Below are 18496 nucleotides of genomic sequence, written 5' to 3' on the forward strand. Positions count from 1 at the left end.
AGTACTCCTGCCGGGCAATGGCGACGTTAAATCTAGACGACGTCAAGTTTTGTCGAATGTATCAGTGCCCAATGTAACGGTCAACGTGCAGGCAGTGACCACCGGGACCGTCAATTCGGTGCCGGTGGTCAAGAGGAGAGGGGAGTCAGTGGGAGGCAGGTGTCGGGGCGGCTCAGGCGCCCTGGCCCTGGGGCAACGGTGGCCACCAGTCCTGGATGGCGCCGTCTTGCCACACGGCCAGGTCGCCGAACTGCAGCAGCACGAATTCGCTTTGGGTGGGGCGCAGGAACAGCTGGTCGTCCACTTGCAGGGCGGTATCCGGGCTGCCGTTGAACATCATCTGGTTGGTGCTGTGGCCATAGACACCATTCTCGCGAATGCCCGCCGGTGACACCGGGGTGGCCTTCCAGTAACCGCCGTAGATGAAATAGGTCTGGCGGCGGTTCGGGTCCCAGCGTTGCCATAGCTCACCCAGCGGTAACGGTCCGGGCAGGTTCAGGCCGTCCCATTGCTTGAGCACTGGTGCGGCGATAAACACCGCCGGTTCGAAATCCGCCAGCAGGGGCAGATCAAAATCGCTGGCCTTGACCAGACAGGAGCCGGCGGCCAGTTCGTTGACCACGGTGCTGTCGTCGTAGAGGCCGACGGTGGGGCTGCCGCCGCCGTTGAAACACAGGGTCTCATTCCGGTAGGCGGGTGCCAGTTGGTAGAGGCGTTCGATAAAGCGTTGGTAGATGGCCTCGGTTTCCCAGTGGCCTTCCTCGGCGCTTTGAATAAAGGCGGGCAGCTTGCCCACGTGGGCGTCATAGCCCATGAAACCACTGAAGCGAAGTCGGTCTGGGTGGGCCTGGATCAGGGCGATCATTGCATCGAGCTGGTTCGGGTCGGTGAGGCCGCCCCGGTGCAGGCCCACGTCGATTTCGAGATTGATGTTCAGGCGCCGGTCCAGATCGGTGGCCAGTTGCAGATATTGCTCCAGCCGCGGGTGGGAATCGATCAGCCATTGGAGTTGCCGCTCCGCATCGAAGGCGCTACCTGTTTCGCTGTAGAACTGTCGGGCGGCCTGGACCGGCATGGGCTTGCCCAGCAGCATGTCCACGCCGGGCTCTGCGTCGGCCAGGGCATTCATGAACGGTTGATGGAACACCATGACACGGTTGCTGCCGGTTTCGCGCATCACGGTCTGGACCATCGGCACACTGGGCAGGGACTTGGCCACGATACGCAGCGCGCAGCGGGGCGGCAGCATGGCTTTCAGGGTGCGGCAATTACGTACCAGCCGTTGCTGGTCCACCAGCATCAATGGCCGACCGGGCCCGTCTCTTTTCAGCCTGTCGTTGATGGCCTGGAAGTAGGGGGTATGCGGCGCCCCCTGATTCCCCGGGCGCAGCAGCCAGCCGCCGGCGGCGAGAGCGCCCAGCCCGATGAGAAAACCACGGCGTTTCATCCGGTTGCTCCAAACAGGGTTTGCAGGTGTTGGTTGAGCATCCTTCCCTGTGGGTCCAGTTCCCGGCGCACGGCCTGAAAGCGATCAAAGGCGGGATACAGCTCGCGCAGTTGCCGCTGGCCCAGAGTATGCAGCTTGCCCCAGTGGGGGCGGCCCGCATAGCGACGCAGGATCGGCTCCACGGCCGTGAACAGGGGCTGATAGTCCTGGGCGAAATATTGATGGATCGACAGGCTGGCGCCGGGGCGGTCGTGGTACATGGACAGCAGGCGATCATCGGCGGCCACATAACGGAACTCGATGGGGAAGAATACATTGATGTCCTGCTTGCGAATGGTCTCGCAGACTTCCTGTAGGCAGGCGATGCCGTCTTCTGCCGGCACGGTGTATTCCATTTCGTTGAACCGCACCGTGCGGCGGTTGGCGAACACCTTGTGGGCGGGGCCGGTATAGGTGCTGTCCTCCACAAACAGGGTGACCAGCTTCTGCAGGTTCGGGGTCAGCCAGCCAGCGCGCATGGCCACTTTGCAGACCAGCTCCAGCAGGTCGTTGCTGTCTTCCCGTTCGCTGCTGTCGGTGGGGTCATCAGTGATTTCCATGGTCTTGACGATGGCCTGTTCGCCCAGGGGGAAGGCAAAGAATTCGATGTGGCGAAAGTTGTCTTTTTCCCTCTCCACGAAATCCATGGCTTCCTGCAGGGGCAGGGTCCAGGTGCGCTCCTTGAGCCGGTAGGCAGGTTCCAGTCGAAAACCGATTTCGCTGACCACGCCCAGGGCCCCGATACTGCAGCAGGCGGCCAGAAAGGTGTCGCCGTCTTCCCGGGTCAGGCTCAGGGCTTCGCCGTCGGGGAGGATCAGCCGCAGGCTTTCCACCTGGCCGGACAGGCTCTGCAGGTTGCTGCCGGTGCCGTGGGTGCTGGTGGCAATGGCGCCGGCCAGGGATTGCAGGTTGATATCCGGCTCGTTGCTGAAGCTGTAGCCCAGGTTGTTGGCCTGGGCACTGGCCATGGCCAGTCGGGTGCCTCCACCGTAGGTGAAGATGTCGCTGTCCTGACCCCGCAATCCGGCCAGGGCTTCCAGGGATACCAGGGTGTCATCGCTGGGCACCACGGCACTGAATGAATGGCTGCCGCCGAAGGGGCGAATGGTGCCGCTGCTGTCGCGCAGGGTCTGACGCAGTTGGGATTCGCTGGTGGCAAATACCAGGTTGGCCGGGTTGGCGCTCTGGTTACCGGACCAGTTCTGCCAGGCTGGCGCCGTCCCGGTCTCAGCCAGCAGGGCCTGGGGGGCCAATGCCCCCGTGGCCCCGGCCGAGGCCAGGGCTTTCAGAAAACTGCGTCGGTCAATGGAATCTAACAAGGCCATGGTGCGTCCTTTTGTTATTTGGCACCATCGTACAAGAAAGGCAATTAATAGTTAATAGTGAATAATTAATAACTTCGCGGACGAGTCAGGGGATGTAACCACCTCCGTCGCCGCGATCATGGGGTCTGCGCGGCAGGGAAGTTTTGAGTCCACATCAACCTGGCTCGCGCAGTTATTAACTATTAATTATTCATTATTAATTCCAAGGCTTTCCCACATCTCATCCACCCGCTGCTTCACTGCCGGGCTCATGCTGATGGCGCGGCCCCACTCCCGGTCGGTTTCGCCGGGCCATTTGCTGGTGGCGTCCATGCCCATCTTGGAGCCAAGGCCGGATACCGGAGAAGCGAAATCCAGATAGTCGATGGGGGTGTTTTCCACCAGCAGGGTATCCCGGGCCGGGTCCATGCGGGTGGTCATGGCCCAGATCACGTCCTTCCAGTCGCGGGCGTTGACGTCGTCGTCGCAGACAATCACGAACTTGGTGTACATGAACTGGCGCAGGAATGACCACACGCCCATCATTACCCGCTTGGCGTGGCCCGGGTACTGTTTCTTCATGGTCACTACGGCCATGCGATAGGAGCAGCCTTCCGGGGGCAGGTAAAATTCCACGATTTCCGGGAACTGCTTTTTCAGGATCGGCACGAAGATCTCGTTCATGGCCACGCCCAGCACCGCCGGTTCATCCGGTGGACGCCCGGTGTAGGTGCTGTGGTAGATCGGATCGCGGCGGTGGGTGATGCGCTCCACGGTGAAAACCGGGAAGCGCTCCACCTCGTTGTAATAACCGGTGTGATCACCGAACGGCCCTTCTTCGGCCATCTCGTCCGGGTAGATATGGCCTTCCAGGACGAACTCGGCACTGGCGGGGACCTGCAGGTCATTACCGATACATTCCACCAGTTCGGTTTTCGAGCCGCGCAGCAGGCCGGCAAAGGCATATTCGCTGAGGGTGTCCGGCACCGGGGTGACCGCGCCAAGGATGGTGGCCGGATCGGCGCCCAGCGCCACCGCCACCGGGAAGGGCTCACCGGGATGTTGCTGCTGCCACTCCTGAAAATCCAGGGCGCCACCGCGATGGCTGAGCCAGCGCATGATCAGCTTGTTGCGGCCGATCAATTGTTGGCGGTAGATGCCCAGGTTCTGGCGTTCCTTGTTGGGACCCCGAGTGATCACCAGCGGCCAGGTCACCAGCGGGCCTGCATCGCCGGGCCAGCAGGTCTGGATCGGTAACTGGTACAGATCCACGTCGTTGCCTTCCAGCACCTTTTCCTGGCAGGGCCCGGAGCCGCGCAGCTTGGGACTCATGCTCAGCACCTTGCGGAATACCGGCAGTTTTTCCCAGGCATCACGCATGCCCTTGGGCGGTTCCGGTTCCTTGAGAAAGGCCAGCAGTTCACCCAGTTCGCGGAGCTCCTCAACGGACTCGCGGCCCATGCCCAGCGCCACCCGACGTTCCGTGCCGAACAGGTTGCCCAGCACCGGGGTGCCGAAGCCCACCGGGTTTTCAAACAGCAGTGCCGGACCGCCGGCACGCAGGGTGCGGTCGCAGATCTCGGTCATTTCCAGGTTCGGGTTCACCGGTGCAGTGATGCGCTTGAGCTCGCCAAGTTGTTCGAGCTGTTGCAGGAAGTCACGCAGGTCGCGGTATTTCATGGCGATCCTTTTGTTGGAAGTCAGAGGATGGCGACGTTGGTTTGGGGTGAGTATAGCAGGCTGATGTCAGGCCGCAGTGAGGGGCTATCGGATGACAGAGTAAATTGGGGCGAACCAGATTTCCATGCTCTGCAATCTTTCCCGTCGGAGAGCGGGGCGTCCCATCGACTTATCAATCCATGTCTTCCAGATGGGCCTTTGCACGCTCTCGTTTCTGTCGTTCTCGTGTTCCTCACGGTGTCAGGTCGACAGTGTGTGAAAACCGACAATGGGGACAGGGATGAATCGCGCGTATCAATATGGATTGTGTTTGCTGGGGTTGAGTTGGGCGGGCTCGGGTTTTTCTCATGAGCTGACACCTGTGGAGGTTACCGGCGCAATGGCCCCTCTTCCTGTCTCAGCCTCGCAAGGGCATGTGACGGGGGATGAACTGCAGGTTCGCCCTCTTCTCAGAGCTGGGGAAATCATGGAAGCGGTGCCCGGCATGATTGCCACTCAGCACTCCGGTAACGGCAAGGCCAACCAATATTTTTTTCGCGGTTTTAATCTCGATCACGGTACGGATTTCCGCACTGAAGTGAACGGAATGCCAGTCAATCTGCCCAGCCATGGCCACGGTCAGGGCTATACCGATGTGAATTTCCTGATACCGGAAGTGATCGAGACCGTTGAGTATCGCAAAGGTCCCTATTATGCGTCGGTGGGGGATTTCTCCAGCGCGGGCAGCGTGGATATCAGCACGCGCCGTTCATTTTCCCGTCAGCATGTGAAAGTGACCGGCGGTGAGCATGATTATTACCGGGGCCTTGTCTATGGCGGCAAGCGTTCAGGTGATCACAAGCTGGTTTATGCTGTCGAAGGGCAGACCTTTAATGGCCCATGGCGAGACATCAACGAAGATGTCGAAAAGGTTAACGTCTTGTTGGGCCACGAATGGCATCAGGGTGAATCCCATTATGCGACGACCCTGATGGTTTACGACAACACGTGGAACAGTGCTGATCAGATTGCCAATCGAGCCGTCCGCTCAGGCCAGATCAGCCGGCTGGGTTCTCTGGATGAGGATGCCGGTGGTGAGTCTCACCGCTACTCCCTGTCATTCCAATGGGACAAACCCGGCCAGCGTGGCTCGGTGTATGCCATCGATTACGGGCTCAATCTGTGGTCCAACTTTACCTATTTTCTGGATGACCCCGTCAACGGCGATGAATTCGAGCAGATCGACGACCGCGCTGTGGTGGGGGGGGATGTGGAGTACGACTACCAGTGGCTAACCGCCTTCGCCCCTTTAACGTTACATTGGGGGCTTGAGTGGCGTCACGACCAGATTCGTGATGTGGGACTGTTCAAAAGCGCAGACAGAAATCGACTGGGGGTGGTGCGCCGGGACCGAGTCGCCCAAACCAGTGCGGCGCTGTTCGGCTCTGTAGTCTACCCCTTCGCAGAGAAGTGGCGGGCCACTCTTGGCATGCGCTACGACCATTATTACTTCGATGTGCGCGATCGTGCCGGGGTTAACGTTAATGGGTTCGATTTGTCCGCCAATGGCGGCAATGCGCATGACGGTATCACCAGCCCGAAATTCAGCCTGGCGTGGCTGCCAAATGAAAAAGCCGAGTATTACCTGTCCGCCGGGTACAGTTTTCACAGCAACGATGCCCGTGGCACCACTATCGAGATTGACCCGGTGGCGGGAACGCCTGTCGATCAGGTGGACCCACTGGTGAGAAGTCGTGGTGAGGAGCTGGGTGCCCGATTCTATCCTAACGATCAATGGCAGGTGACCCTGGCTGCGTGGCAGTTGCGGCTGGCTTCCGAATTGCTGTTTGTTGGCGACGCGGGCAATACCGAGACGAATCGACGCAGTCTGCGGCGTGGGGCGGAAATGAATGTGGTTTACCGGCCCACCCGCAGCTGGGAATTCGACGTGGAATTGGCAACCACTCGAGCGCGATTCCAGGGGGACGAACCCGGAGAAGGCCGCTTTATTGAAGGTGCCCCTGACCGAGTCATGGCATTTGGCGCTCACTATCGAGGTCAGCGCTGGTTTGCTGGGTATCGCCTGCGCCACTTCGGCCCGCGGCCACTGGACAGTTTTTCGGACCAGGAGTCATCCAGCACCACCATTCAGAATATCAAGCTGGGGATGCAGTGGCCGCGCTGGGAGGTGGCTCTGGAAGTCCTCAACCTGGCTGACGTTGAGCATAACGACATTGATTATTTCTATGCCTCACGACTGGCCGGGGAGCCTGCCGGGGGCGTGGAAGACCGGCATTTTCACCCTATTCTGCCCCGCACCTGGCGCCTCGGTGTAGAGCACCAGTTCTGATTGGTGACACCTGGCTCTACCAGCACAAACAAAAAAACCCGCCGAAGCGGGGTTTTTTGTTTGTCTGCGAGCGTTACTTTCTCTTCATGGACTCGAAGAATTCCAGATTGGTCTTGGTCTGCTTCATGCGATCGATGAGGAATTCCATGGCACCGATCTCGTCCATGGGATGCAGAACCTTGCGCAGGATCCACATCTTCTGCAGTTCGTCCTCGCCCACCAGACGCTCCTCGCGACGGGTGCCGGACTTCTTGATATTCATGGCCGGGAACACACGTTTCTCTGCCACCTTGCGATCCAGGTGCAGTTCCATGTTGCCGGTGCCCTTGAATTCTTCGTAGATCACCTCGTCCATCTTGGAACCGGTGTCCACCAGGGCGGTGGCCAGGATGGTCAGGCTGCCACCTTCCTCGATATTACGGGCGGCACCGAAGAAGCGCTTGGGTTTTTCCAGGGCGTGGGCGTCCACACCACCGGTGAGTACCTTGCCGGAGCTGGGCTGAACGGTGTTGTAGGCACGGGCCAGACGGGTGATGGAGTCCAGCAGGATGACCACGTCCTGTTTATGTTCTACCAGTCGCTTGGCCTTCTCGATCACCATCTCGGCCACCTGGACGTGACGGGCCGGTGGCTCGTCAAAGGTGGATGCCACCACTTCACCGCGCACGGTCCGTGACATTTCCGTCACTTCTTCCGGACGCTCGTCGATGAGCAGCACGATCATGTGGGTTTCGGGGTTGTTGCGGGCGATGGACTGGGCGATGTTCTGGAGGAGCATGGTCTTACCGGCTTTGGGCGGGGCCACGATCAGGCCGCGTTGCCCTTTGCCGATGGGGGCCACCAGATCGATGACCCGGGTGGTGATGTCCTCGGTGGAGCCGTTGCCGATTTCCATCGCCAGCCGTTCCGTGGGGAACAGGGGGGTCAGGTTTTCGAACAGAATCTTGTTCTTGGCGTTTTCCGGTTTGTCAAAGTTGATCTCGTTGACCTTGAGCATGGCGAAGTAACGTTCGCCATCCTTGGGAGGCCGGATCTTGCCGGAAATGGTATCGCCGGTGCGCAGATTGAAGCGACGGATCTGGCTGGGGGAGACATAGATGTCGTCCGGGCCTGCCAGGTAAGAGCCCTCGGCGGAACGAAGGAAACCGAAACCATCCTGCAGGATTTCCAGCACACCGTCTCCGTAGATGTCGGAGCCGTTCTTGGCAGCGCGCTTGAGGATGGAAAAGATCACGTCCTGTTTGCGGGTTCTTGCCAGGTTCTCGAGACCGAGTTCCTTGGCAATGTTCAGAAGTTCTCCAATCGGCTTCTGCTTCAGTTCAGAAAGATTCATTGGCGTCTAGTTTGGTGTCTTTGAATGAATTGAGAGGGTGCACTACGGGAGTGCAGCGATTGTTTTGACTATTCGAGTTGAGCATCCGGTTTATTCGGAATCTGGCCCGGCAAGCCTTAAAGGGGGCCATCAGGAATATAAAGGTAACCAGAGGTTCCGAAGGACTTGCTAAGGGGGTGCTTGTTGTAAGCTGGTTCTGGAATCTACCACCCGAACAACAGGCTGTCTAGTATTTGCGCGTGGTAAATAAAACGCCGTTCCCCCGCCTGGTGGCGGGAGAACGGACAGAGGGTGCGATCTGCTTAGAGGGTGCTGTCCAGGAATGCGGTCAGCTGGCTCTTGGACAGGGCGCCAACCTTGGTGGCTTCCACGTTGCCGTTCTTGAATACGGTCAGGGTGGGAATGCCGCGAACGCCATACTTCTTGGGCGTTTCCGGGTTGTCGTCGATGTTGATCTTGGCAATGGTCAGCTTGTCACCGTACTCGCCGGCCAGTTGCTCCAGGATCGGCGCGACCATTTTGCAGGGGCCGCACCAGGGTGCCCAGTAATCCACCAGCACCGGGCCGTCTGCATTGATGACCTGGGCTTCGAAGTCCGCGTCGGTCACGTTGATAATCTCGCCGCTCATTGAATTCTCCTGAAATAGGGGGTTAGCTGGCCCGACGGGCGGGCTGTTGCGATGGTGGATAATATCAGGTCGTGGGTGCTGAATTTCAAGCGAGTGAGTGAATTATCGCGGTAGAGTTTGCCTATGACACCGTAACGCCATGATATTCGGTTAGAATTCGGGACGTTTTTCAATTCTGCGTCTACCGGCAGCCTGCTAGGCTGGGCAGGGAAAGGGCAGTGGCCTTTCGGGAAAGGAGTGCATATGGAACATGGCGAGCATCTGGCGGCCATTGACCTGGGATCGAACAGCTTTCACATGGTCGTGGCCCGACAGGTCCACGGTGAGGTCCAGATTCTGGACGGTTTGTCCGAGAAGGTGCAGCTGGGCGCCGGTCTGGACCGGGATAACCGGCTGGACGGGGAGACCCAGGAACGGGCGCTGGATTGCCTGGGCCGGTTTGCCCAGCGCATTGCCGGGATTCCCCGCGGCAGCGTACGGGTGGTGGGCACCAATACCCTCCGTCAGGCCCGCAATGCCCGGGAATTCATCGACCGGGCGGAAGCGGTGCTGGGCCACGACATCGAGATCGTGGCCGGCCGCGAAGAGGCCCGTCTGATTTACCTGGGTGTGGCGCACAGTCTGGCGGATGATGCCGGTCAGCGGCTGGTGGTGGATATCGGTGGCGGCTCCACGGAGCTGATTATCGGTGAGCGTTTTGAATCCACCGAGACAGAATCCCTGCACATGGGCTGTGTCAGTTTTGCCCAGCGCTTCTTTGCCGACGGCAGTATCAGCGAAAAGGCCTTTGACCGCGCCGTCACCGCCGCCCGGCAGGAGGTGCTGTCCATCCACGCCAACTATCGCCGTCTGGGCTGGCAGCAGGCCGTGGGGGCGTCTGGCACCATCAAAGCCATCAGCCAGGTGTGTGTGGACAACGGCTGGTCAGAGACCGGCATCACCATGGAGGGCCTGAAAAAGGCCCGCAAGAAGGTGATCAAGGCCGGCAAGGTGGAGCAGCTGGATCTGAAGGGGCTGCGTGAGGATCGTCGGGCGATCTTTCCCTCCGGACTGGCGATTCTCTACGGCATCTTCGAGCAGTTGAGTATTGATCAGATGGAAGTGTCCGGTGGCGCGCTGCGCGAAGGTCTCTTGTATGACCTGCTGGGTCGATTCGCCCACGAGGACGTGCGCGAACGCAGCATCCAGTCGCTGATGAGCCGCCATCATGTGGAGCGCACCCAGGCGGAGCGCGTCTGCGACACGGCCATGGGGCTGTACCGTCAGGTGGCCAAAAGCTGGCAACTGGAGGATGACGAGCTGGCGGACACCCTGCGTTGGGGCGCGTTGCTCCACGAGGTGGGCCTGGCGGTCTCCCATAGCCAGTTCCACAAACACGGCGCCTATCTGGTAACCAATTCAGACCTGCCCGGGTTTTCCCGCCAGGAGCAGCAGACCGTGGCAGTGCTGGTGCGCGGCCACCGCCGCAAACTTCCTCTTTCTGCGCTCTCGGAACTGCCCGACGATGAGCAGCAGGGCCTGTTGCGGCTTTGCCTGGTGCTGCGACTGTCTGCCCGCTTGCACCATGCCCGCTGCGACGAAGTCATACCCGAGATGATTCTCAACGCCGAGGACACGACGCTCAGCCTGCGTTTCCCTCGTCACTGGCTGGAAGAGCATCCGCTGACGCTGGCGGATCTGGAGCAGGAACAGGACTATTTCCGCGCTGGCGGCTATGAGTTGAAGTTAATGGATAATTGATCACTCGCGTGAAAGGGCATCCCGTTCTGAAACACAAGAGGCCGCGCCTAAACGCTTGGACGCGGCCTCTTGCGTGCAAAGACAGCCGCGACGCCAATCCGCGCCGTTATCGACTGTCCCTTCTCACATATCCGGGAAAAACTCAGCTTCCGCCTAGGGTTTCCAGCAAGGTCTGTTGAGCGATGAACACAGGCTCACCATTCTCGGGTTGGGCGCGCAGGTAGCTGCCATCGGGTTGCAGTAGCCAGGCGCGGCTGTTGTCGCGCAGGTAATAGTGCAGGCCCTGTTCAATTACCTGGGCCTTGAGCACCGGGTCGTTGATCGGGAAGCAGGTTTCCACCCGGTTGAACAGGTTGCGATCCATCCAGTCGGCACTGGAGCCATACACCAGATCCTCGCCGCCATGGTGGAAGTGATAAATCCGCGTATGTTCCAGGAAACGTCCGATCACCGAGCGCACCCGGATATTCTCGGAGAGCCCCGGGATTCCGGGTTTCAGACAACAGATACCGCGCACGATCAGATCAATCTCCACCCCCGCCTGACTAGCCCGGTACAGGGCCTGGATGATCTTCTCTTCGGTGAGGGAATTGAATTTGGCAATGATCCGCGCCGGTTTCCCGGCGGTGGCTTGCTGCGTTTCAAAGTCGATCCATTCGATCAGTGACGGGTGCAGGGTAAAAGGCGAATGCTTCAGCTGCTTGAGCCGCGCCGCCTTGCCCATGCCGGTGAGCTCCTGGAAGATCTTGTGCACGTCCTGGCAGATGCCTTTCTCGCAGGTCATCAGGCCGTAGTCGGTGTACAGCTTGGTGGTCTTGGTGTGGTAATTACCGGTGCCCAGGTGCACATAGCGTTTGATGCCATCGCCTTCGCGGCGCACCACCAGCAGCATCTTGGCGTGGGTCTTGTAGCCCACCACCCCGTACACCACGATGGCGCCGGCTTCCTGCAAGCGCCGGGCCCCTTCGATATTGGATTCTTCGTCAAAGCGTGCCCGCAGTTCCACGATGGCGGTGACTTCCTTGCCGTTACGGGCGGCGGTTTCCAGATGATCAAGAATTTCTGACTTGGTGCCGGTGCGGTAGAGGGTCTGTTTGATGGCCAGCACCTTGGGGTCCCGGGCCGCTTCCGCCAGCAGGTTGACCACCGGCTGGAATGATTCATAAGGGTGATGCAGCAGAATGTCGCCCTGGTCCATGGCGTCGAAAATGGTGTCTGCTTTTTTCACCGCTGGCGCCAGCTTCGGTGTGAAAGGCGGGTAGTGCAGGCGCGGGCGATTGACGCTGGTGAACATGCGCGCCAGGTTCACCGGGCCGTTCACCTCGTACAGATCAATCTCGGTCAGTTCGAACTGCTCCAGCAAATAATCAGTTAGGTGGCGCGGGCAGTTGTCCGCCACTTCCAGGCGCACCTCGTCACCATAACGCCGGGACAGCAGCTGCCCTTTCAGGGCGCTGGCCAGGTCTTCCACATCCTCGTCCACTTCCATGTCCGCATTGCGGGTGACCCGGAACTGGTAGCAGCCGGTGGCCTTCATGCCGGGGAAAAGATCCGACACGTGGGCGTGGATCATGGATGACAGGAACACGAAGTTGTCATCGCCGCTTTCACTGATCTCGTCGGGAATACGAATCAGCCGGGGCAGGGAGCGGGGTGCAGGCACAATGGCCAGGCCGGTGGAGCGGCCAAAGGCATCCTTGCCATCCAGTGACACGATAAAGTTCAGGCTCTTGTTCACCAGCCGCGGGAACGGGTGGGACGGGTCCAGCGCAATGGGCGTGAGCACCGGATAGATCTGTTCGCGAAAATACTTTTTCACCCATTCAATCTGCGCTTCGGTCCAGTCTTCGCGACGCAGAAAGTCCACACCTTCCTCACGAAGAGCCGGCAACAGGATGTTGTTGAGGATATGGTACTGGCGATCCACCGCTTCGTGGGTAATGCGGCTGATTTCCTTTAGCACTTCCTCGGCAAGCATGCCGTCAGGACCAGGCTGGCCGGTGTGGGTTTCCAGCTTGTTCTTCAGCCCGGCCACACGAATTTCAAAAAATTCGTCCATGTTGCTGGAAAAAATCAGCAGAAAATTCAGCCGTTCCATTAACGGATGGCTGTCGTCCATGGCCTGCTCCAGTACCCGCAGGTTGAACTGCAGCAGGCTCAACTCCCGGTTGAAATAGTAATCCGGGTTATTGAGGTCGATGGCGCTGTGTTCGCTGGCAATGTCATTCATGGCGTCGTCCTGACGGGACCGTTTTCGGGGTTCCCTATTGCATGACATTAATGTGACACGGCAATGACAGCCGAAAAAAGATTTTATGTTACCTGGCCGGAAAAGGGGCCCCTGAATTATGCCCAGCATACTTCAGTCCACGCTGATCATGCAGGGCTTCATGCAAAGGCTCCCCCGGGGGCTGTTCACATCCCGTCTGTGCTTCCTGCAGGCGCCCCTTTTTGCCGGGTTACCCGGTGCTGCAGAGTTGAATTAGGTTCGTAAGCGTTGATTTTGGCGTTGTCCGGGGCTTTTCAGCGGGTTACGGAATGAACTATAATGCGAATCATTCTTGTTATTGCTTGCCTTATTCTGGGAGTTTCTGATGAATTACCGAAATCGCGTGTTTTGGGGCACGCCGATGCTCGGCACCCTATTGCTGGTTGCCACCATTCCTGTTCAGGCCGATGAGGCCGACAGCCATGTTATTCCTGCCGTTCAGGTAAATGCCGACGTCCCTGAGGGTGAGGGCTATATCACCGAGGACCGGGCTGCCCAGTCGGGCAAGCTGGATGTGCCGGTGGAAAAGACCCCCTATGCCATTACCGTGGTAAATGAAGAGTTCATCAAGGATACCGGTGCCAAGAATGTCCAGGACGCGCTGGTGTATTCCTCCGGCGTCTATTCCGGTGCTTTCGGTTTCGATACTCGCGGCGACTGGGTGAAGGTGCGCGGTCTGGATGCCTCCGTCTATAAGGATGGCCTGCGCTCTGTTTATGGTTCCTACAACAGTGCCCGGCCCAACGTTTATGCCCTGGAAAGCATCGAAGTGCTCAAGGGGCCGTCTTCCGTGCTCTACGGTCAGGCGGAATTGGGCGGGATCGTGAATACGGTGTCCAAGCTGCCCAAACCGGAGAAGCAGGGTGAAATCTGGGCGCAGGTGGGCTCCTACGACCGCAAACAGCTGGCCGCCGATGTGACCGGCCCCATGTCCGAAGATGGCAAGCTGCTGTATCGCCTGGTGGCACTCAAGCGTGAAAGCGGTACCCAGGTGGATCACGTGGACGACAATGGCTTTGTGTTTGCTCCGTCCTTTACCTGGCTGCCCACGGACAACACCACCGTCACCCTGTTGTTCAATGCCCAGGAAAACAATGGCGGCATCTCCGCCCAGTTCCTGCCGGCGGAAGGCACCTTGCTGCCGGGCGTCAAGGGCGACATTCCGGTGGAGACCTTTGTCGGTGAGCCGAGCTGGGACCGTTATGACCGTACCCAGAACGAAGTCACCCTGTTCGTGGACCAGCGTCTGACTGACAACTGGAACCTGGCGGCTACCGCCCGCCACACCAGTTCCGAGACGGAAACCCGGGAGCACTGGGCGGCCATTGGCGGTACCATCAGTGCCGATGGAACGATTGAGCGCACCATGCACATGGCGGATCGTGCCACCGATGTCAGCAACTTCGATGTGCGCCTGGAAGGCAAGATGGACCTGGGGGTGACCCGCCATACCCTGGCGCTGGGTGTTGATTACCAGGATGCCCTGTGGGAAGAGGGCAACTATTTCTCTGATGTTGTGGCAACATCCACGATCAACCTCTACAACCCTCAGTATGGCAATGTGGTCTACAGCGCCCTGGACCCGGAAGATCGTAACGATAATGCCATTCGCCAGACCGGGGTTTACCTGATTGACCATATGGAAATCGGCAATGTGGTGGTGTCCGGTGCCTTGCGCCACGACGAATCCACCAACAAGGTTTTCGTTGTGGATGATGCCAATAGGGAAAGTGATGACAGCGAAACCACCGGTCGCCTGGGCCTGATGTACCAGTTCGATTTCGGTCTGTCTCCCTATGTGAGTTATTCCGAAGCGTTTGTGCCGAATCTGGGGACGAACGATGGCAGCAGCCTTGCGGCCACCACCGGGGAGCAGCAGGAAGCCGGGTTCAAGTATCTGAACGACGCGGGTGATCTGTCTGCCTCGGCGGCCTATTTCTATATCGAAGAAACCAATCGTGTGGTGCCTTCTCCCGGTCAAGACAGCGTTGAACAGGTGGGCGCCAAGTCCGAAGGCTGGGAAGTGGAAGTGAAGAAGCAGCTGGGCAACCTGGAGCTGCTGGCCAACTATACCGACCTGCGTGTGGTGGATGACCAGTCCGGTGAGCGCCTGCCCTATATCGCAGACCGACTGGCCTCTGCCTGGGGCAAGTACGAACTGGAAAACGGTCTGCGCTTTGGTGCCGGTGTGCGTTACGTGGGCGACAACGTGGGCTTTGATTATGCCGGTTCTGCGGATGGTGTCGGGGCTGCTCCCAAGGTACCTTCTGTCACCCTTTACGACGCCATGCTGGGTTATGCTGTCAACGACTGGGACTTCAGCGTCAACGTGCAGAACCTGACCGACAAGGAATACGTGTCCTGGTGTCGCGGTCAGTTCGCGACAACCGTTTATGACTGTGGCTACGGTGAAACCCGTACCGTTACCGCCAATGCCCGTTATCGTTTCTGAACGATTTCAGGGCAATAAAAAAGCCGGCGCATGCGCCGGCTTTTTTGTGTCTGGCTATTTTCTAGCCCTGGAAGATCCAGGATTGCTGGATGATGTCCAGCTCCTGCATCTCCTGGTCAGTGGGAGCGCGGCCTTCCGCGCTGGCCAGGCTCGACACGCTCAGGGTGGCGATGAGGATCAGAGTACGCATAACAACTCCCGGGGTCAGAGACCCGACACAAAGAAAGAATCGGCAGAAAACCCGGGAAGTGTATGCCAGGGCAGCAAGAAGACATTGGCCGGGCTGGCTGCTGTGCCTGCCCGGCTGGTCAGTTTGTGAACAGAGACTAGCCAGCCCCGGCCAGTTTTTGCGCCGCCGCCTTGGCGAAGTAGGTGAGAATGCCATCGGCGCCGGCCCGTTTGAAGGCCAGCAGGGATTCCATCATTACCTTGTCCTGGTCCAGCCAGCCATTCTGGAAGGCGGCCATGTGCATGGCGTATTCGCCGCTCACTTGATAGGCGTACACCGGCACCTTGAACTCGTCTTTCACCCGGCGCACCACGTCCAGGTAGGGCATGCCCGGTTTCACCATCACCATGTCGGCACCCTCGGCCAGGTCCAGGGCGATTTCATGGAGGGCCTCGTCACTATTGGCCGGGTCCATCTGGTAGGTGGTCTTGTCGGCCTTGCCCAGGTTGCCGGCGGAGCCCACGGCGTCACGGAAAGGGCCGTAGTAGGCGCTGGCGTACTTGGCGGAGTAGGCCATGATGCGAGTGTGGATGTGTCCGTTGGCTTCCAGTGCGTCGCGGATGGCGCCGATGCGGCCGTCCATCATGTCCGAGGGCGCTATCACGTCAGCACCCGCTTCCGCCTGGGACAGGGCCTGTTTGACCAGGGCTTCCACAGTGACATCGTTGAGCACGTAACCGCTGTCGTCGATGATGCCGTCCTGGCCGTGGGTGGTGAACGGGTCCAGGGCGCCGTCGGTGATCACCCCCATTTCCGGTACCGCCGCCTTGATGGCGCGCACCGCCCGCTGGGCCAGGCCATCCGGATTCCAGGCCTCCTGACCGTCCAGGGTTTTGACCTCTGCCGGGGTGACTGGAAACAGGGCCATGGCCGGTACGCCAAGCCTGGCCAGTTCCTCGGCTTCCCGGACCAGCAGATCCACACTCATGCGCTCCACGCCGGGCATGGACGCCACTGTCTCGGTCTGGTTTTTTCCCTCCAGCACAAACACCGGATAGATCAGGTCGTCCACCGTGAGGGTGTTTTCGCGCATCAGCCGACGGGAGAAGTCGTCGCGACGCATGCGGCGCAGACGGGTGGCGGGCCAGGGAGCGCGGGTGACAGACATGGGGCGGAGTCCTCTAGTAACATGGGGCGCCCGACGCAGGCGAACAAAGGTTCCGTATCGGGCGGAATGACGAGAGTTTAGCAAGAGCGGTAGACGATGGAAAAACAGCCGGCCTTTCATCTGGCCTTTATGGTGAATGACCTGGAAGAATCGGCAGACTTTTACTGCCGTGTGTTGGGTGGCCGACGGGGTCGGGATGCCCCCAATTGGGTGGATATCGATCTGCATGGCCATCAATTGTCTCTGCACAAGGGCAAAGACCTGACTCCGATCCAGGGCTACAGTGAGGTGGATGGCCACCCGGTGCCCATGCCTCATTTTGGCGTGGTGCTGGATTTCCCCCGCTGGGAAACCCTGGTGGAACGCATTTACGACAATGACTGGCCATTCCTGCTCAAGCCCCGTGAACGTTTTGTGGGCCAGCCCGCCGAGCAGGGCACGTTTTTCGTGCAGGACCCCACCGGCAATACGCTGGAGTTCAAGGGGCTGCGCGAGATTGATCGAATTTTCGAGGTATAACCCCATGGGCCGCTGGCGACCAAAAGGGATTCCGGCTTCCAAGTACATCACCGCCGAAGGTTATAAAACGCTTAACGACGAGTTGCAGTATCTGTGGAAGGAAAAGCGCCCGGCGGTGACCCAGGCGGTGCAGGAAGCCGCTGCCCAGGGAGACCGGTCGGAGAATGCCGAATACATCTACGGCAAGAAGCAGCTGCGTGAGATCGATCGGCGGGTACGCTTTCTCAGCAAGCGCCTGGATGACATGACCGTGGTGGACCGCTTGCCGGAAGACCAGAGCCGGGTGTTTTTCGGGGCCTGGGTGGAACTGGAAAACGAGGAGGGCGAGACCGAAACCTATCGCCTGGTGGGCCCGGACGAGACGGATGCCAAGAAGCATTACATCAGCATCGATGCGCCACTGGCACGGGCCTTGCTGAAGAAACAGGTGGATGACGAGGTGGAAGTGCGAACCCCCACCGGTGAGCGTTGTCTGTTTATCAATCGCATCTGGTACGAGCCCCCTGGCAGCCGCGATTGAGCGTCGCCCATACAACCGGTAAGGAAGGCATAATCCATGAGCGCCAATCGCCGCATCTGGTTTTTTATTCGCAAGTCCCTGTTGGGTGGCCTGACCATCCTGCTGCCGATTTCCATCATCGTGTTTTTCTTCCGCTGGATTTACCAGACGGTGACGGAAATGATCGCCCCCTTTACCTCGGTCTTTATCCGCGCCTTCGATCTGCCCAAGTTTGTGGCCGACTGGTTGTCAGTGCTGGCGGTGCTGGTGCTGTGCTTTCTGGTGGGGACCCTGGTGGCCACCCGTCTGGGAAGCTGGCTGTGGCAGCAGTGGGAAGAGAATGTGATGACCCGGCTGCCGGGTTACAAGACGGTCAAGGAAGTGATCGGCCAGTTGATGGGCAGCAGCAGTGACAGCCCGTTCAGTCGCGGAGAAGTGGCGCGGGTGTGGCTGTATGGCCGGGACACGGATGTGTCGGTGACGGCCCTGGTCACGTCGCGACATGGGGATGGTCATGTGACGGTGTTCGTGCCCACGGGGCCCAACCCCACCAGCGGGTTTATCTACCACGTACATGAGAGCCTGGTGGAACTGCACCCGGAAATCGGCGTGGAAAGCATGATGAAAACCGTGGTGTCCTGCGGTGCGGGCACGGCGGCGTTGTTCAAGACCGACAAGTCGTAGGAGCTACAAGCTACAAGCTACAAGCTACAAGCTACAAGCTACAAGCTACAAGCTACAAGCTACAAGCTACGCTGGTTGGATGGGGCAAGGCCAAAAGTTCCTCAGGTTCCGAGATATCTACGAAGCCGCTGTGGGAGCTATGCTTGCATGGCGAACCGCGCTTGCGCGGAAATCGCCCGCAGGGTAATCAGAGGCATTTCAAAACTCGACAGGTCTACCTGAAGCACTCCGCCAG

The 18496-nt window shown here is 59.2% G+C and carries 14 protein-coding genes; 6 read left to right on the forward strand and 8 right to left on the reverse strand.

The genetic code is table 11. The annotated features are described in order from the left end of the window. Nucleotides 1-172: 172 nt before the first annotated feature. From A3714_RS17295 to ubiD, 3 genes are all read right to left on the reverse strand, one after another. On the reverse strand, nt 173-1447 hold the full coding sequence (locus A3714_RS17295; protein WP_063509238.1) for an alanine racemase: 1275 nt from the start codon (nt 1445-1447) through the stop codon (nt 173-175). Then, nucleotides 1444-2811 carry a D-arabinono-1,4-lactone oxidase gene (locus tag A3714_RS17300; RefSeq protein ID WP_063525650.1) on the reverse strand — a complete coding sequence of 456 codons (1368 nt, stop codon included), beginning with the start codon at nt 2809-2811 and terminating at the stop codon, nt 1444-1446. The genes A3714_RS17295 and A3714_RS17300 overlap by 4 nt, the downstream gene beginning before the upstream one ends. 186 nt (nt 2812-2997) lie before the next feature. Further along, on the reverse strand, nt 2998-4470 hold the full coding sequence (gene ubiD, locus A3714_RS17305) for a 4-hydroxy-3-polyprenylbenzoate decarboxylase (RefSeq protein ID WP_063527212.1): 1473 nt from the start codon (nt 4468-4470) through the stop codon (nt 2998-3000). 379 nt (nt 4471-4849) lie between these two features. Between ubiD and A3714_RS17310 the strand changes: the two genes are divergently transcribed. Next, a complete protein-coding gene (locus A3714_RS17310) occupies nt 4850-6799 on the forward strand; it encodes a TonB-dependent receptor (RefSeq protein WP_197463452.1) in 1950 nt (649 codons plus the stop codon). 73 nt (nt 6800-6872) lie between these two features. On the opposite strand, the gene rho is transcribed toward A3714_RS17310, so the two are convergent. Next, nucleotides 6873-8132: a transcription termination factor Rho gene (gene rho, locus A3714_RS17315; RefSeq protein WP_063508299.1), complete on the reverse strand. Its 1260-nt coding sequence runs from the start codon at nt 8130-8132 to the stop codon at nt 6873-6875. Nucleotides 8133-8434: 302 nt separating this feature from the next. Then, nucleotides 8435-8761 (reverse strand): thioredoxin TrxA, encoded by a 327-nt coding sequence (gene trxA / locus A3714_RS17320; protein WP_062817138.1) that lies wholly within the window; start codon nt 8759-8761, stop codon nt 8435-8437. 243 nt (nt 8762-9004) lie between these two features. On the opposite strand from trxA, the gene ppx reads away from it, so the two are divergent. Continuing rightward, complete coding sequence (gene ppx / locus A3714_RS17325) at nt 9005-10501, forward strand: exopolyphosphatase (protein WP_063508300.1); 1497 nt, start codon at nt 9005-9007, stop codon at nt 10499-10501. A gap of 142 nt (nt 10502-10643) precedes the next feature. On the opposite strand, the gene ppk1 is transcribed toward ppx, so the two are convergent. Beyond that, on the reverse strand, nt 10644-12731 hold the full coding sequence (gene ppk1, locus A3714_RS17330; RefSeq protein WP_063508301.1) for a polyphosphate kinase 1: 2088 nt from the start codon (nt 12729-12731) through the stop codon (nt 10644-10646). Nucleotides 12732-13095: 364 nt separating this feature from the next. Between ppk1 and A3714_RS17335 the strand changes: the two genes are divergently transcribed. Continuing rightward, a complete protein-coding gene (locus A3714_RS17335; protein WP_063525652.1) occupies nt 13096-15222 on the forward strand; it encodes a TonB-dependent siderophore receptor in 2127 nt (708 codons plus the stop codon). Between the two features lie 61 nt (nt 15223-15283). On the opposite strand, the gene A3714_RS18345 is transcribed toward A3714_RS17335, so the two are convergent. Together A3714_RS18345 and hemB are read right to left on the reverse strand one after the other, a co-directional pair. After that, complete coding sequence (locus tag A3714_RS18345) at nt 15284-15412, reverse strand: hypothetical protein (RefSeq protein WP_255361703.1); 129 nt, start codon at nt 15410-15412, stop codon at nt 15284-15286. Between the two features lie 136 nt (nt 15413-15548). Beyond that, nucleotides 15549-16559, reverse strand: coding sequence for a porphobilinogen synthase (hemB, locus tag A3714_RS17340; protein WP_062817134.1), 1011 nt, complete (start codon nt 16557-16559; stop codon nt 15549-15551). Between the two features lie 96 nt (nt 16560-16655). On the opposite strand from hemB, the gene A3714_RS17345 reads away from it, so the two are divergent. Genes A3714_RS17345 through A3714_RS17355 form a run of 3 tightly spaced genes read left to right on the forward strand, consistent with a single transcriptional unit; the run spans nt 16656 to nt 18261 of the window. Continuing rightward, nucleotides 16656-17078: a VOC family protein gene (locus A3714_RS17345; protein ID WP_062817133.1), complete on the forward strand. Its 423-nt coding sequence runs from the start codon at nt 16656-16658 to the stop codon at nt 17076-17078. Nucleotides 17079-17082: 4 nt separating this feature from the next. Then, nucleotides 17083-17598 carry a transcription elongation factor GreB gene (gene greB, locus A3714_RS17350; RefSeq protein WP_063510088.1) on the forward strand — a complete coding sequence of 172 codons (516 nt, stop codon included), beginning with the start codon at nt 17083-17085 and terminating at the stop codon, nt 17596-17598. Between the two features lie 36 nt (nt 17599-17634). After that, on the forward strand, nt 17635-18261 hold the full coding sequence (locus A3714_RS17355; protein WP_063510087.1) for a DUF502 domain-containing protein: 627 nt from the start codon (nt 17635-17637) through the stop codon (nt 18259-18261). The last annotated feature ends 235 nt before the right edge of the window (nt 18262-18496 follow it).

Source organism: Alcanivorax sp. HI0007, from assembly GCF_001635525.1.
In the GTDB taxonomy this organism is placed as follows: domain Bacteria; phylum Pseudomonadota; class Gammaproteobacteria; order Pseudomonadales; family Alcanivoracaceae; genus Alcanivorax.